This window comes from Burkholderia sp. 9779_493, from assembly GCF_015712215.1.
Taxonomy (GTDB): domain Bacteria; phylum Pseudomonadota; class Gammaproteobacteria; order Burkholderiales; family Burkholderiaceae; genus Burkholderia; species Burkholderia cenocepacia.
On sequence record NZ_JACCQA010000006.1, the window covers coordinates 224,952 to 239,455 of the forward strand.

General features: G+C 64.3%; 13 protein-coding genes. 7 read left to right on the top strand and 6 right to left on the bottom strand.

The genetic code is table 11. The features are described from left to right. Positions 1 to 1,818 precede the first annotated feature (1,818 nt). On the top strand, positions 1,819 to 3,186 hold the full coding sequence (locus tag H0X95_RS08450; RefSeq protein ID WP_006480193.1) for a replication initiation protein: 1,368 nt from the start codon (positions 1,819 to 1,821) through the stop codon (positions 3,184 to 3,186). A 92-nt stretch (positions 3,187 to 3,278) separates the two neighbouring features. Here H0X95_RS08450 and H0X95_RS08455 read toward each other — a convergent pair whose 3' ends face one another. Both H0X95_RS08455 and parA read right to left on the bottom strand, forming a co-directional pair. Next, positions 3,279 to 4,340, bottom strand: a complete 1,062-nt coding sequence (locus tag H0X95_RS08455; protein ID WP_006485146.1) for a ParB/RepB/Spo0J family partition protein — start codon at positions 4,338 to 4,340, stop codon at positions 3,279 to 3,281. A gap of 23 nt (positions 4,341 to 4,363) precedes the next feature. Beyond that, positions 4,364 to 5,026, bottom strand: a complete 663-nt coding sequence (parA, locus tag H0X95_RS08460; protein ID WP_006480195.1) for a ParA family partition ATPase — start codon at positions 5,024 to 5,026, stop codon at positions 4,364 to 4,366. Between the two features lie 991 nt (positions 5,027 to 6,017). On the opposite strand from parA, the gene arsC reads away from it, so the two are divergent. Beyond that, entirely contained in the window at positions 6,018 to 6,374 is a 357-nt protein-coding gene (gene arsC / locus H0X95_RS08465; RefSeq protein ID WP_006485155.1) for an arsenate reductase (glutaredoxin), read from the top strand. 137 nt (positions 6,375 to 6,511) lie between these two features. Here arsC and H0X95_RS08470 read toward each other — a convergent pair whose 3' ends face one another. Together H0X95_RS08470 and H0X95_RS08475 are read right to left on the bottom strand one after the other, a co-directional pair. Continuing rightward, the gene (locus H0X95_RS08470; protein ID WP_006485156.1) at positions 6,512 to 6,727 is read right to left on the bottom strand and encodes a zf-HC2 domain-containing protein; all 216 of its coding nucleotides are present in this window, start codon (positions 6,725 to 6,727) and stop codon (positions 6,512 to 6,514) included. Beyond that, a complete protein-coding gene (locus tag H0X95_RS08475; protein ID WP_006496230.1) occupies positions 6,705 to 7,304 on the bottom strand; it encodes an RNA polymerase factor sigma-70 in 600 nt (199 codons plus the stop codon). The genes H0X95_RS08470 and H0X95_RS08475 overlap by 23 nt, the downstream gene beginning before the upstream one ends. 368 nt (positions 7,305 to 7,672) lie before the next feature. On the opposite strand from H0X95_RS08475, the gene H0X95_RS08480 reads away from it, so the two are divergent. Next, positions 7,673 to 8,227, top strand: a complete 555-nt coding sequence (locus tag H0X95_RS08480) for an NADPH-dependent FMN reductase (RefSeq protein WP_006485152.1) — start codon at positions 7,673 to 7,675, stop codon at positions 8,225 to 8,227. A gap of 60 nt (positions 8,228 to 8,287) precedes the next feature. Here H0X95_RS08480 and H0X95_RS08485 read toward each other — a convergent pair whose 3' ends face one another. Further along, the gene (locus H0X95_RS08485) at positions 8,288 to 10,537 is read right to left on the bottom strand and encodes a hybrid sensor histidine kinase/response regulator (RefSeq protein WP_012493655.1); all 2,250 of its coding nucleotides are present in this window, start codon (positions 10,535 to 10,537) and stop codon (positions 8,288 to 8,290) included. Between the two features lie 470 nt (positions 10,538 to 11,007). Between H0X95_RS08485 and H0X95_RS08490 the strand changes: the two genes are divergently transcribed. Genes H0X95_RS08490 through H0X95_RS08500 form a run of 3 tightly spaced genes read left to right on the top strand, consistent with a single transcriptional unit; the run spans position 11,008 to position 12,930 of the window. After that, entirely contained in the window at positions 11,008 to 11,376 is a 369-nt protein-coding gene (locus tag H0X95_RS08490) for a response regulator (protein WP_011548759.1), read from the top strand. Continuing rightward, positions 11,369 to 11,995, top strand: a complete 627-nt coding sequence (locus tag H0X95_RS08495) for a chemotaxis protein CheC (protein WP_006496234.1) — start codon at positions 11,369 to 11,371, stop codon at positions 11,993 to 11,995. The genes H0X95_RS08490 and H0X95_RS08495 overlap by 8 nt, the downstream gene beginning before the upstream one ends. Then, positions 11,992 to 12,930 carry a GGDEF domain-containing protein gene (locus H0X95_RS08500; RefSeq protein WP_006485173.1) on the top strand — a complete coding sequence of 313 codons (939 nt, stop codon included), beginning with the start codon at positions 11,992 to 11,994 and terminating at the stop codon, positions 12,928 to 12,930. The genes H0X95_RS08495 and H0X95_RS08500 overlap by 4 nt, the downstream gene beginning before the upstream one ends. A gap of 19 nt (positions 12,931 to 12,949) precedes the next feature. Here the strand turns inward: H0X95_RS08500 and H0X95_RS08505 are convergent, their stop codons facing one another. Then, the gene (locus H0X95_RS08505; RefSeq protein WP_006485162.1) at positions 12,950 to 13,834 is read right to left on the bottom strand and encodes an alpha/beta fold hydrolase; all 885 of its coding nucleotides are present in this window, start codon (positions 13,832 to 13,834) and stop codon (positions 12,950 to 12,952) included. Positions 13,835 to 14,025: 191 nt separating this feature from the next. Between H0X95_RS08505 and H0X95_RS08510 the strand changes: the two genes are divergently transcribed. Then, complete coding sequence (locus H0X95_RS08510; protein WP_006480205.1) at positions 14,026 to 14,358, top strand: hypothetical protein; 333 nt, start codon at positions 14,026 to 14,028, stop codon at positions 14,356 to 14,358. Positions 14,359 to 14,504 lie beyond the last annotated feature (146 nt).

Here is a 14,504-nt window from a genome sequence, read left to right on the forward strand (position 1 = left end):
ACACTCGCAAACTATGAAATGTTGCAATCATAACGAAATACGTATTTATTGATACTTGTTTCGAGGGTCCGTTGTGAATTTACGTCGTTTTGCACAGAAATCGGATCCATAAGCCCATCTGGTCGAAGGAGGCTCGGAATTCCGTGAAACAAAGCGAAGAAAATCAGCCAAGTCCTTGTCTTGCAAGCATTTTCCACCGAACCGCGAATTTCGGCCTTTGTTTCACATGACACCGGATCCGGTTGCCGGTCGGTGTTCAGGGGTTGGGTGTCTGTGGAAAACTCGTCAGCCGATGTCTTGAGAGTATTAGAAGTAAACACCCTTGAACCCTTAGTTAAAAACGTTAACGCCACGGCACAGCCTTATGGAGCAAGGCTTTCCGGCCGACAAGGTGAAGTTTTACGGGAGCCAAGGTGACCTTCTGCGGGAGCTGACGTGATGGGGTTCGGGGAGCTGCGTGAGCCGTTGCAGGAAGGGTCGTGAGCGGATTCGGGATCACAGTAAAACACGCGTTTTCCCAAAGGTGAGGGTTTTCGGGGCCTCACAGCCATGGAACCCGCGCTGTGCCTGACTGCACAGTTTTCTGCCTGTGCAGACATAGGTGAGAATTTGCAGGACCCGCTTCACGCCCCGATTTTGCCCATCTTTTGGGCAGATTTGACGAAAGGTGAGGTTTCACGGGACTCCACGGGAATTTGCTGTGAGGATTTCCGGGAAGCGAACGCCATTTTGCACAGCAAAAGTGCTCTCGGGAGCCTGTGATGCCCCAAAGGTGAGGTTTTTCGGGAGGGAAATCCGGGTTTTCCTGTCCCGATCCCGTTAAGGTGAGCTTTTTCGGGGCATGGATCACAGACCGTGATCCGGCTTACAGGTGAGATTTTCCGGGAGCCGCAGGTGCTGAAAAAATGGGCAAAGGTGAGGCTTTTCGGGACCTGTTGCCGGCCAAATTCGCTGAAAAGCCCGCCAGGACTGGAAGAAATCTCGTTTTTGCTGTGCCACTTTTTGGCACAGGTGAGATTTTTCGGGGGCTGACATACGGTTGTCGTATGAAGGATTCCGGTCCAAAGGTGAGGTTTTTCGGGGGATCCTGGCGCGGCACAGCCAAATGCCTACTGTGCATAAGTATCGGAAGAGATTGGAGTTTTTGATACCGCGCCGGTTACGGTGAGGTTTTTCGGGAGCGTTTTCCGTGCCCGCTGCTGTGCCGCATTTCGTCGGTAAGGTGAGCGTTTTCAGGAGTCGTTGGCAGCCGATCCCGCGCGGGTCGGGCGTTCGTCGGTAGCCGGATGAATCAGCAGGCTGTGCTTGAGGTGAGTATTTTCGGGACCGGATACGATTTGCGCGCTGTACAATGCGCGCCCGGGCTGGCCAAACACGCGCTGATCGGGCTGCGCGTGCCGGTTTCGACGGCGCTTTTGCATGTGTCGAAGCCGAATCGATCTCCCGGCGCGCCACGCCTGTACATGCATACAGGCCCGCTGGGCGGCGGTCGACGAGATCCGGTGAGGTGCAATCGCGAGCCGGTGTCGAACTCACGGCTGCGCAGTCGCAAAATTACGACAAATCGAAAGGTGAGCCGATACGGGAGCCAATTCCGCACGTGTCGAGCACAGGTGAAATTCTGTGAATCGGCGCATGCCGCGGCACGTCTGGAAGAGTCCGGAACGCCGCAACGGCGGACCGGTGAGCGTTTTCGGGAGCCGTTCGGGTGAGTGCCGTTTTGCCGGCGCGCTTCACCGGCTATGGTGAGCATGTCGTTCTGGACGCACATCACCGCAGGCGCTATCCTTCCGGGAAACTTCTCCTCCGACCCGACGTATGGCCACGACGAAGCGCGCCAAGAAAACCGATGTGGATGTGGTGAGTGCCAGTTCAGCCGAATTGCGAAAGGCCGTCGAGGCGATCGCCATTCAGCCGAAGAGCGGCAAGATCACGCTCCTCACTCGCAAGCTGTTCAATGTCCTGCTGGCCGTCGCGCAGCAGGCCGACGACTCGGGCGATACGTATCGCGCACTGCTGTCGGACATCGTCGCCAACTCCGCTTTCGATTCGAACGACACCGCCTTGGTGAAGGAACACCTGCGCCGCATGGTGTCGGTGCAGGTCGAATGGAGCACGGGGACGTCGAGCCAGAAGCCTGGCCGCAAGTGGGGGATCTCCACGCTGATCGCGGATGCGGAAATTCTCGAGGATCCGACCACCCGCCGCGTGTGGGTCGAATTCTCGTTCGCGCCGAAGATCAAGAAGAAGCTGCTCGACCCGGTCCAGTACGCGCGTCTGAGCCTGCAGTTCCAGAGCCAGCTGCGCAGCAGCGCGGGTCTCGCGCTGTACGAGATCTGCGTGCGCTACCTGACGAACCCGAGCCACCTGACGATGCGTGAGCCGTGGGAATGGTGGCGGCCGATCCTGTCGGGCACACCCGACACGGAAGCCGGCGACGAAGCGAAGCGCGAGTACAAGTACTTCAAGCGCGACTACCTGCGCCCGGCGATCGCGGAAGTCAACGCGGTCACCAACATCTTCGTCGAGCTGATCGAGCACCGCGAAGGGCGCCGGGTTGCCGAGATCCAGTTCCGCGTGACCGAGCGCAAGCAGCCGATGCTCGCGCTCGACGAACATCCGAACGTGTTCGACAGCACGCTGGTCGACCGGATGGTGAAGCTCGGGATCCCGCTGAAGGAAGCGCAGACGCTCTACGCGGACAGCGAGGAAAACCGGATTCGCGCCGCACTGCAGATGACCGAGCAGCGGATGCGCAGCACGACGCTCCCGCCGGTGCGCAGCGCGCCGGCGCTGTTCAAGGATGCGCTGAAGAAGGGGTATGCGCCGCCGGTCGAATCGGTCGATGCGCTGCCTGCCGGCACGCCGTCCGCGAAGGTCGCGGCTGCCCAGCCGGACGATCTGAAGGCCCGCCTGCTGAGCGAGTTCGCGGCGTTCCGCCGCAAGGAAGCGAAAGTGCTGTACGAAGAGCAGGGCGACGCGGAGCGCGAAGTGGCGCGCGAGTCGTTCGAATCCGAGGCGTTGCCGACGATGGGCTCGCATCTGCGCGACGACTGGCGCAAGCGCGGCCTCGATTCCAAGCTGGCCGAGACGGCCTTTTTCGACTGGCTGGCCCAGAAGACCTGGGGCGAGCCGACGGACGGCGACCTGCTGTCGTTCACGCTGAACCAGTCGCGGGCCGCTTGAGGCCCGCTCAGGCCCGTTGACGGGCCGCCGCCGGCTCCGCCCCCTGATCGGGCGGGACCGGCGCCCTCAATAGGCCCTGCGAGCCGTTTCCCTCACTCCGACAACAGCATCCGCTCGAGCTGCTCGAGAATCGCGTCGCGCTTGTCCTTCGGGAGGCCGCGCAGGCGCAATTCGATGCGGTCTTCGCCATACGACTTCAGGTCGCCGACCGACTTGCCGCCGAGCTTGATCTCGAGACGCTGCGCATAGCGCTGACGGCCTGCAGGCTTCGGCGTCTCCTGTGCCGCGACGCGACCCTTGACGATGTCCGACACCTGGCGCGTGCTGAGATCGTCCGACACGATCTTGTTGATCAGCCGCAGCGTGGCCTCGGTGCCGCGCGCATTGTGATAGCGGCCGACCTGATACGCCATGTTCGATCCGAAGCGATCGGGGCGTGCGACCATTTCCTGCATGATCGCTTCCGGCAACTTGCCGATCGACAGCGCGACGGCCACTGTCGACTCGTCGAGGCCGAGATGCTCGGAGAGTTCTTTCTGGCTCTGGAAATGCTTGTCGTCGAGGAAGCGGCGCCACACGACGGCGTTGTCGAACACCGTCTGCGAATCGCGCTGAACGTTCAGGTCGTAGCCGAGCTTGTAGCTCTGGATGCCGATCGGCACATCGATCACGATCGCCTTGACCGATTCCTTGTTCGCTTCCTTCAGCGCCCGCACGCGACGCCCGCCATCGCTGACGAAATACGTGCCCGGGTTGTCGTAATCCGGAATCACGTGGATCGCCTGCTGCTGCCCCTGCTTCGCGAGGTTGACCGCGAGTTCGGCAATCGACGATTTCAGATAGAAGTGCCGCGGGTTGAACGGGCTATGCTTGATCGCCTTCAGCGGCAGCTCGATCACCTGCCCGGGTGCATAGCGATTCTCGAGACGCCACGCGCGATATTGCTGCGATTCGTCGATCGACGGATCGATCGTGAATTCCGGAGCAGGCGGCGGTGCGATGTCCTTCTTCGCGGATTTGGTCGGCGCCGGGGTCGGCGTCTCGGACTTGACGATGCCGTCGATCGCATTGAGCCGATCAAGCGCCGTGCGCTTCTCGCTCGTCGTGATATCCGGGCGCGCTTGGAATCCTTTGGCAAATTGGGAGGGTTTCATGTGACTCCTTTGTGCGCATAAAGTCAGGGCAGCATGGCGACGATTTCGTCGGCGCATGCGCGAATTTCGGCGGCGGCCAGCTTGCCGCCACGATCGTTCATCTGCAGCACGGTCTGACCGAGCGCCATCGCCTGCTTGTACGCTTCCCGAGTCGGAATCTGCGTCTTCAGCAGCGGGAAGCCGAGTTCCTCGAGCGCACGCTTGAGCTCACGGGTCAGCATGCGCTTCTCTTCGGTCTTGTTCAGCAGGAAGACCGCGCGGAGGTCTTCGTTCATCACCTGCGCCTGCTGAATCAGTTTGACCAGCCCGACGCTCGACCAGTAGTCGGCCGGCGACGACGACGTCGGAATCACGGCAATCGACGCGGCCAGCAGGACGACACCGGAGACTTTCTCGGTGATCGACGGCGGGCAGTCCACGACGATGATGTCGTAGTCGTTGATGAACTTCTTGATCTCGCGATGGATCTGGCCGTCGGCCTCGGCAAGGTTGACGACCGGAAACGGGATGCCGTTGTCGCTGTCGCCGGATGCGCTCGACCAGTGAACGAGCGTGTTTTGACGGTCTGCGTCGATGACGAGGACGCGCTTCCCTTTTTCATGGAACGCGGCGCCGAGATGCATGGCAATCGTGCTTTTGCCGACGCCACCTTTTTGTTGAGTGACTGCAATGATTTCCGCGGCCAATTTTCACTCCTGTTTTGGTCGTTGGAATTCTACAGGACGATATTTGAATTTCAATGAAATTGTCGTTCGACAACTACGCGTTGGCCATTCGGACGATCGGTTTATGCGCATAAACGAGCGGTGGATGTTCGATGGCTCGTTTGGACGGTGTGGTGAAGAGGAAGCGGCTGATGCCGAGTGATCGATGCCCTGCTCAGGATTACGTCTTCATGGGCGTATCGTCGGGGCCGTTCGTGGCAGAGATATCTCGACGCTCTCTCCTTTCGCGGGACGAGCCGTGTTGCCTGCGAGCCGCGAGTTTGTGCGCATAAAGACTGCGGAGGCCGATCGATGGGCTTCGTCGCTAGAGCGCATGGTATTCACTCGCGAGCGACCGGCGTGAGCTGCGTGTCGTAGTCAGGTGCGTAGATCACGAGGTGCGTCGTTGAATGGACGTGCATGGAGGCAATGTCCTGCCGGGCCGTAGTGTTTATGCGCATAAACCAGAGGCAACGATGGACCGCGACGAAGGGTTGGACAGAGACTACGCCTGAGTTAGGCGGGCAATGACGTCATGTCGGGGACGACGGTCTATCGATATAGCCATCGCGCAGTGCCGTTGCGTGTCGACATATGTCCATGCCACGAGCCACGCTGTACCTCGCCCGGCAATCGCGCGCTTTATGCGCATAAACCTACCCGGCGTGTTCCGCAATCGCATACCCCTTTCGCCACCCGAGACAGCCCTCACGAGACAGCCCTCACGGGACATCGGCTGCGCCGGTCGTCGGCCCCGCGAAGCCACCCGCCCGACTTTATGCGCATAAACAACCACTCTTCGACGCGTCGCCGAACACAGGACACTCCCCTCTCGCGATCACTGCGCATCGCCAAACCGAAACCGCCTCAGCGACCTATCAAGAGGAACCCCACACCGATCTCGATTGCCCCCCATCAGGCCCCTCGATGCAGACTCGCTACAATACAGGCCTCACCCCTCCTGCCTTGAACGATGATCACGATCTACCACAACCCCCGATGCTCGAAATCCCGCGAGACGCTTGCGTTGGTCGAGTCGCTGAATACCGCCGGCGCGCCGCTGAATGTCGTCGAGTACCTGAAGACGCCGCCGACTGTCGAGGAACTGGACACGCTGCACAAGCAGCTCGGCCGCCCGGTCCGCGACATGCTGCGCGACGGTGAGGAGCCGTACAAGGCGTTGAATCTGGCCCGCGCGGATCTGACCGACGCCGAAGCCTACGGAGCGATCGTCGCTCATCCGGTTCTGCTGCAACGCCCCATCGTCGTGTATCGCGGCAAGGCGGCTATCGGTCGCCCGCCCGAGTCGGTGAAGGCGCTGTTCGAATAATTCTTGCCGCGCGTATTTTTCTTATTGCATCAACGCGCTCCAGCCCGGCACGCGCAACGGCAATCCACGCCGACGCGCTCGCCGGGCCGCACCCGCCAGCCACCACCGGAACGATGCGTCGGCAGGCACCGCGACGCCTAGCCCCCACCGGACGATCCATCGTCACCGTCCGGCTCCCGCCCGGCCGCCGCTTTCGCCGCCGTCCGCAACAGCGCGATCTGTCCGCGATAGGCGCGGCATCCGCTGCAGGTCGGCAGATGCACGCGCACCTGCAGGCGCTCGTGCAGCGTCAGACGCCGATCGAGCGCATCCGACAGCAGTCGCGTCACGTCAGTACATTTCCCCGGCAGCATCTTCGGTCGTCAGTCCTTTTTCGCTCAGGCAGGTTCGCAGGCGCGTGCGCGCCCGATACAGCAGCACGCTGCAATGATTCGTCGTCAGCGTCAATTCACTGCAGATGTCCACGATCTCGACATCGAGGAATTCGCGCATCATGAACACGCGTCCGATCTGCTCCGGCAGATGGTCGAGGCACGCCTGGAACAGCGTCCAGAATTGCTGCTGCTGCAACAGCGTTTCGGGCTTCGGCCACGGACGCGGTTTCGCGTGCGCGGCCCAGTGACCGTTGTCCTTGAACAGTTCGCGATCGAGCACGGATTCGCCGTCGAGTTCCGCATCGAGCGCGGTCAGGCTCACCATCCGCTGCCGTGCGCGCAGCACGTCGATCAACTTGTTGCGCAGGATGCCGAACACCCAGGTCTTGTGGGCCGACTGTCCGGCGAAATCGCCGGCATGCGACCACGCGGCGGCCAGCGCTTCCTGCACGGCGTCTTCGGCCGCGTCGGCGTCGCGGAGCTGGAGTCGCGCGAAGCGCAGCAGGTCGCGCCGCAGTTGCGCGAGATAGGTGGGGTCGTCGTATGCGGACGGCATGTCTGGGTGGCAGTGTCTCGAGGCGACCGCGCGTGCGTCACGGAGCGGGCGCGTCGCGGTGCGAGCAGCTTACTGGGCGCGGTGCCGGCCTGCAACGCAATGTTCCGTCACGATTTCACGAAGCCGGTCGCCGCGCTGCGCTATGCTTGCCGAACCCTGTCGCGCGCGTCGACGCCGACACGCGGCGGGCAATCTGTAACGTCAGAACATAACGGTCGAGTTATCCACAATTTCTGTGGAAAACCTTGTGGAAAGTCGGCCGGACGGCCCCGTGGGACGGCTCGCGGGCTGGCTTGCCTATAAACAGACCTTTGTCGCTCATTCGGAAGCAATCGATCCGATTCCTCACTCACCGGAAGGAGAATGCCATGTCCTATCGTATTGCGGTCGTCGTCGGCAGCCTGCGTCGCGCGTCGACGAACCGTGCGCTCGCGCACGCCGTGATCTCGCTCGCCCCCGCCGATTTCTCGTTCGAGTTCGTCGAGATCGGCGAGCTGCCGTTGTACAGCCAGGACTACGACGCGGATTTCCCGGACGTCGCGAAACGCTTCAAGCAGTCGATCGAAGCCGCCGACGCGCTGCTGTTCGTCACGCCCGAGTACAACCGGTCGATTCCGGGCGTGTTGAAGAATGCGCTCGACTGGGGTTCGCGCCCGTGGGGTTCCAACTCCTGGTCGGGCAAGCCGGGCGCGGTGCTCGGCACGTCGCCGGGCGCGGTGGGAACCGCGCTCGCGCAGCAGCACCTGCGCAACGTGCTCGCGTACCTCGACGTGAAGACGCTCGGTCAGCCGGAGATGTTCATCAAGCACGATCCGGCGCGCATCGACGACCAGGGGCAGATCGTCAGCGAGGACACCCGCAAGTTCCTGCAAGGCTTCGTCGATCGCTACGCGAGCTGGGTGCGCCTGCTGAAGTCGGCGTGATGTCGCCGGCCTGATCGCCACCCCCGTTCACGCCGCCGGCGCCGGCCCGCCCGCAGCGGGTCACGCGCCGGCGTGGCGTGCGTCGCGCGCTTCGCGGATGCCGAGCAGGATCTCGTCGAGCAGCGCGATGTCGAACGGCTTCGACAGCACGCGGACGTTGACGGTGCGCGTGCGGTCGAGTTCCTCCGCATAACCCGTGACGAGAATCACGGGCAGTTTCCCCGGCCGCTTCTCGATCGCTTCGGCGAGATCGATGCCGTTCAGGCGGCCCGGCATGTGGATGTCCGAAATCACGAGATCGAACGCATCGTTCGCGGCGGCGCCTTCGATCAGGCGCAACGCGTCGTCGGCAGTCGGCGCATAGGTCACGCGATGACCGAGCAGCGACAGCAGCGCCTCCGTGCCGGCCGCGACTTCGCCGTTGTCCTCGACGAGCAGCACGTGCAGGCCGGCGAGCGCGCCGCTCCCCGCATCGTGCGCGACGGCCGCCGGCCGCGCGACGACATCCTCGGCGCGCGCGCGCGGCAGATACAGACGCACCGAGGTACCCGCGCCGACCGCGCTGTCGATCGTCGCGAGGCCGCCCGAGCGTTCGCAGAACGCGAATACCTGGGGCAGGCCGAGCCCCGTCCCCATCCCCTGCGCCTTCGTCGTGAACAGCGGCTCGAACGCGCGGGCGAGCACGTCGGGCGCCATGCCCGAACCCGTGTCGTCGAGCGAGATCTGCACGAAGTCGCCGGTCAGCGGGAAGCCGTCCTCGCGGCGCAGCGTGACGTTGCGCGCACCGACCGTGAAGCGTCCGCCGGTCGCCATCGCATCGCGTGCGTTGACCGCGAGGTTGATCACCGCGAGCTCGAGCTCCGCGACGTCCACGCGGATCGGCCAGACGCCCGGCTCGATCGCGACGACCAGCGACGACTTCGACCCGAGCGACGTCTTCAGCAGTTCGCGGCACGTGCCGACCCATTGCCCGACGTCGATCGTCTCGTTGTGCAGCGGCTGCTTGCGCGCGACGCCGAGCAGCTGGCGCGTGAGCGACTGCCCGTTCTTCAGCGCGCGTTCGATCGCGCCGAGCTCCTTGTCGAGATGCTGGACGCCGCGCCGCCGCGCGATCTGCACGTTGCTCGAGATGATCATCAGCAGGTTGTTGAAGTCGTGCGCGACACTGCCGACGAGATTGCCGAGCGCCTGCATCTTGCGCGACTGCCGGTACGCCGATTCGATCGAGCGCCGCATCGACGCTTCGGCCTGCCAGCGGTCCCACGCCTCTTCTTCCGCCTTCAGCCGCTTGAGCGACAGCCAGATCACGGACCACAGCGCGACCGACGGCGCGAACATCGAGAGGAACAGCACGCTCAGGTGTTCGTACCATTCATGCCAGATCGCCGACGTGCGGTACGCGCAGCTCACGTAGACGGGATAGCTGCCGACCTGGCGATACGCGACGATCTCGCTGCTCGCGCCGTCGTGGCGCACGCGCACGACGCCGGCGCGCGGATCGTTGCGCGCATTGCCGAACGTGATCGAGCGATCGGTGTGCGCGAGCGACGGCGGCGGCGGATACGACGCGATCACCGCGCCGTCCGAGCGCGCGAGCGCCATCGTCATCGGCGTGCTCGCGCCGCCGAGCAGGTCGCGGTAGAACGCGTTGAAATACGACGACTTCAGCGCGATCGACACCATGCCGGCGAACGAACCGTCGCTATGGCGCCGCGCGACGCCCGTGTTGAACACGGGGATGTTCTCGAGCTTGAGCGGCCCCATCATCAGCCGCGAGATGTGTTCGATGACCTTGCCGTCGCGAATGCCGGCGAAGTCGTCGCGGTTCGCGATCGACGCGTACGGCGCCGGATAGTAGAGGCTGTTGGCGAGCAGCATCCCGCTCGCGCCGAAGATCGACACGGCCGCCACCTGCGGATAACCGCCGCCGATCGTGTTCAGCGCTTCGTGGATGTCGGATTCCCTGCTGCGCACGGTCGCGTCGTCCATGTCCTGCACGAGGTCGACGATGCGCGCATCGAGCGTTTCGCTCAGGTCGAACACCTTGAGCGCATGCTCCTCGGCGACGCGCACCGTGCGCATCGTCACGTCGCTCGCGGCGGCCTCGCGCGCCTTCAGGTCGTTGTACGCCATCACCACCACGTAGATGCACGGCAGCACGATCGCCGCGACGAGCAGCACGATCAGCGTGACGCGGCGCACCGCGAAATCGTGCTCCGGTGCGCCGGACGCGTAGCTGCCGTCGTCCTGCCAGTCGTCGGCGGGAGGGGGGGCGGGGGCGCGGGAGTCGGCAGGCCGTTCGGACGTCATCGAGGAAAGCGGGTGAGGCAGAGGTGTCTGCCATCATAAACGAGTTGCGACGGCCCGCCGCGCGGCGCCGTACGGGCGTCATCCCGTCGCATGTGACAGCGGTAAACCGTCAGATTGAAAACGCGACGAATCCGGCAGCGCAAACGTACACAAGGAAAAATTTTGCGTGCTTATCTCGAAAATGGTCGCGGCTGTTTTCGGAATGGCCCGCGATCGGATCGATTCTGTTCGAAATGGTGAAAATGGCGAGTTGCATCGCCTCCGGTTTACTCCGAGAATCGCGCCTTGCTTTCCCTATGACAGATATATGCGCCCGCCGGCGATGCCGCGCGGTGCGTCGCGCGCATCTGCGTCGCGGCGCCCGTGCGCGGCCGCAAGGCGGTTGCCCGCGCCCGAAACGCATGGCACTAAAGAAGTGCGCCGCGCGGTCGTTAACGCGAGAGAGACCATTCCGTATACCGCATCGCCCCATGCCTTTGCCGATTGTAATTGCCGACGATTCGCTGCTCGCTCGCAAACTTCTGACAAAGGCGCTGCCGGGAGACTGGGACGTTGACGTCGCGTATGCAGCGAATGGTCGCGAGGCCTTGGCGCTCTATCGTGACGGCAAAGCTTCCGTGATGTTTCTGGACCTGACGATGCCCGACATGAGCGGATATCAGGTCCTGGAAACACTGCGCCACGAAGATCTGAACACGTTCGTGATCGTGGTATCCGCCGATATCCAGCCGCAGGCGCAAGCACGCGTGCGTGAATTGGGCGCGATCGCATTCGTTGCCAAGCCCGTGACGTCGGAGGCATTGCTGCCCATTCTTAAGGAGTATGGGTTGTATGCCTGAATCGGTGTTCACGGCGGAGCAACGCGACGCGTTGCAGGAGATCGCCAACCTTGCAATGGGCCGCGCCGCCGCGCGGCTGGCGTTGCTGCTCGGGCATTTCATCGAGCTGTCGGTGCCGCGCGTGCGCGTCGTGAAAGCGGCCGACGCGGGCGACGCGCTGCGCGAGATGACGGGCATCCACGACAACGTGACCGCCGTGCGCCAGGGCTTCCGTTCCGACATCAAGGGCGAGGCGATCGTGCTGTGCCGCACGGCGGGCGTCGCGCGGCTCATGTCGGTCGTCGACCGCACGTTCGGCGACGGCGTGTACGGCGGGATGGCGACGCCGGACGAGCTCGTGTTCGACGTCGCCAACGTGCTGATGGGCGCGTGCGTCGCGTCGATCCTCGACGAACTCGGCCGCAAGCCCGTGTTCTTTCCGCCGGGGCTGCTCGGCGCGAACGTGTCGTTCGACGACGTGTTCCAGCCGAACGAACTCGGGTGGAGCGTCGCGCTGCTGCTGGAGGTGAACTTCGGGCTCGAGGACCACACGTTCCGCGCGCATTTCGTGATGCTGATGGCCGAGGATTCGATCCGGCTGATGGGCGACGCGCTCGACGCGTTGCTGTCCGCGCTATGACGGCCGCCGCCCCGTCGCTGAGCGACCTCGTGATCGAGCGGGTCGGCTTCGGCCTGTTCGTGCTCGACCGTTCGATGACCGTCCTGATGTGGAATCGCTTCATGCAGGACCACAGCGGCATCCCGGCCGCCGACGTGATCGGCCGCAACCTGTTCGACTGCTTTCCGGACCTGCCGCACGCGTGGCTGTCGCGCAAGCTCGAGAGCGTGTTCCAGCTCGGCAGCTTCGCGTTCAGTTCGTGGGAGCAGCGGCCCTACCTGTTTCGCTTCGAGCACGACCGGCCGATCACGGGCGGCGTCGACTACATGCAGCAGGACTGCACGTTCATGCCGCTCACGCGCGGCCGCGACGTCGAGGCCGTGTGCGTGACGATCTCGGACGTCACGCATGTGAGCGTGATGCAACGGGAGCGCGAGGAAGCGGTCGCGAAGCTGCGCGAACACGCGAATCGCGACGGGCTGACCGGCATCGCGAACCGGCGCTTCTTCGAGGCGCGGCTCGGCGACGAATTCGCGCGCTGGCAGCGCTACGGCGGCGACCTGTCGGTGCTGCTGTTCGATCTCGACCACTTCAAGACGATCAACGACCGCTTCGGGCATGCGGCGGGCGACGCCGTGCTGCGCGAAACCGCGCGCCGCGTCGCGTCGATCGTGCGCGGACAGGATACGTTCGGCCGGTTCGGCGGCGAGGAATTCGCGCTGCTGCTGCCGTGCACGAATCTCGACGAGGCGATGCGGGTGGCCGACAAGGTGCGCGACGCGATCGGCAGCCTGCCGGTCGACGCCGAGGGCGTCAGCGTGCCGGTCACGGCGAGCGTCGGCGGCGCGTGCGCGAAAGCCGGCGCACTGACCTGCGACGTGCTCGTCAACGAGGCCGACGCCGCGCTCTATCGCGCGAAGCGGCTCGGGCGCGATCGGTCGGTCGCGTACGCGTGACCGGCCGCGCCCGCCCTGCTCAACCCTTCGCGATGTCGGCGAGCACGCCGGCCAGCACGGCCGGCTGCGACACGAACGGCGAGTGGCTGCTGTCGAGCTGGTGCACGTGGGTCGGGTTGCCGGGTGCGAACGCGTCGGCTTCGTCGATGAAGCGCTGCTGCAGCGCGGGCAGGATCACGCGATCCTGCAGGCACTTGATGTAGTGACGGTCGAGCGCGCCCCAACGGGCGGCGGTCGTCGGGATCGCGGTCGCGAACGGCGCGGCCGGCACGTCGCAGCTCATCAGGTTCGCGACCGCATCGAAATCGGCCTGCGGCACGTCTTCGTACAGCGCGCGCTTCATCAGTTCGCGATATGCGGCGTCGCCGCTGTGCGGATCGACGCGCAGCGCACCGGCCACACGCGGGCTCGCGAGCATCAGCGGGCCGAGCAGCTCGCCCTGGTTTTCCGGCGCGCGCACGTAGTCGAGGCCCGGCACGCCCGACGCGGGCATGAACGCCGCGAGATAGACGATCTTCGCGATCTTCTCCGGCGCGCGTTCGGCGGCCGCCGTGATCGCGAGGCCGCCCATGCTGTGCCCGACCAGCACGACCTTGCCGCGGCCGAGCGCGTACGCGTCGTCGACGGCCTGCATCACCTGCGTCGCGTATTCGTCGAGCGTGGTGTTCGCGACCGGCGACGGCTCGGCGCCGAACGCGTCCTGGTCGAGCGGCCGGGCGAGATACGACGCGGGAAAGCGGGCATGGATGCCGTGCGCGGGCAGGTCGCGCGCGATCGACAGGTAACCGCGCGCGGCCAGCGCGGCCGCGACGTGGGCGTAGCACCACGCGCCATGCCACGCGCCGTGCACGAGCACGAAAACGGGATGATCGGCCTGCGGGGTGGCGGTGTCGTGCGTCTCCATGGTGTCCGTATTTTTTGCGGGAAAGGTGTCATCTTAGACGAACCGGCCGGCATCGAGACGCGATCGCGCGGCGCGTTTCGATGCCGGCAACGATCCGTCCCTTTGTGTCGCGCAGGCCACATTTCGTCGGGATCCGATTTGAATTTGTGCCGAAGCGCGCTAATTTGTTGCTTTACCTGCGATTGCGCCCCATGAACGTCGACTATCTCTTCTATCGGAAGCCGAACAAACCCGGCCCCTATTCGCTCGACGACCTGGGCGACATCGCGCCGCCGATCGGCCCGGGCGATCTGGTGCGGGCGGGCATCGCGCGCGTGTTCGAGCAGATCGACTGGCAGGAATCGCCCGACGTGCCGGGCGCGTGGTTCGGCACCGGCGGCGCGGTTTTCCAGTTCACCGCCGAGCCCGACGGCCGCGTGACGAGCTTCATGGGCTCGCGCCTCGAGCGCCGCTCGATGCTGCAGCTCACGCGCGAAATGGGACTCATCGCGCTCGATCTGCAGCGCGACATCGTCTACGGCTGACGCACCGCGCGGCGCCGGTTCGCCAAGGCCGGCTGTGCGGGCCTCCCGACAGCGCTGAAGGCCCCGCCAGACAGGGCGCGTGTCCGCCATCGAACTTCAAAGATTGCTATACTTTCGGCCAATTCCGGCTTCCGGCCGGTAATTTG

Excerpts from the sequence above, each read along its gene's own strand:
- H0X95_RS08450 (WP_006480193.1), top strand. The coding sequence starts at position 1,819 with ATGGCCACGACGAAGCGCGCCAAGAAAACCGATGTGGATGTGGTGAGT.
- H0X95_RS08455 (WP_006485146.1), bottom strand. The coding sequence starts at position 4,340 with ATGAAACCCTCCCAATTTGCCAAAGGATTCCAAGCGCGCCCGGATATC.
- arsC (WP_006485155.1), top strand. The coding sequence starts at position 6,018 with ATGATCACGATCTACCACAACCCCCGATGCTCGAAATCCCGCGAGACG.
- H0X95_RS08470 (WP_006485156.1), bottom strand. The coding sequence starts at position 6,727 with ATGCTGCCGGGGAAATGTACTGACGTGACGCGACTGCTGTCGGATGCG.
- H0X95_RS08475 (WP_006496230.1), bottom strand. The coding sequence starts at position 7,304 with ATGCCGTCCGCATACGACGACCCCACCTATCTCGCGCAACTGCGGCGC.
- H0X95_RS08480 (WP_006485152.1), top strand. The coding sequence starts at position 7,673 with ATGTCCTATCGTATTGCGGTCGTCGTCGGCAGCCTGCGTCGCGCGTCG.
- H0X95_RS08485 (WP_012493655.1), bottom strand. The coding sequence starts at position 10,537 with ATGACGTCCGAACGGCCTGCCGACTCCCGCGCCCCCGCCCCCCCTCCC.
- H0X95_RS08490 (WP_011548759.1), top strand. The coding sequence starts at position 11,008 with ATGCCTTTGCCGATTGTAATTGCCGACGATTCGCTGCTCGCTCGCAAA.
- H0X95_RS08495 (WP_006496234.1), top strand. The coding sequence starts at position 11,369 with ATGCCTGAATCGGTGTTCACGGCGGAGCAACGCGACGCGTTGCAGGAG.
- H0X95_RS08500 (WP_006485173.1), top strand. The coding sequence starts at position 11,992 with ATGACGGCCGCCGCCCCGTCGCTGAGCGACCTCGTGATCGAGCGGGTC.
- H0X95_RS08505 (WP_006485162.1), bottom strand. The coding sequence starts at position 13,834 with ATGGAGACGCACGACACCGCCACCCCGCAGGCCGATCATCCCGTTTTC.
- H0X95_RS08510 (WP_006480205.1), top strand. The coding sequence starts at position 14,026 with ATGAACGTCGACTATCTCTTCTATCGGAAGCCGAACAAACCCGGCCCC.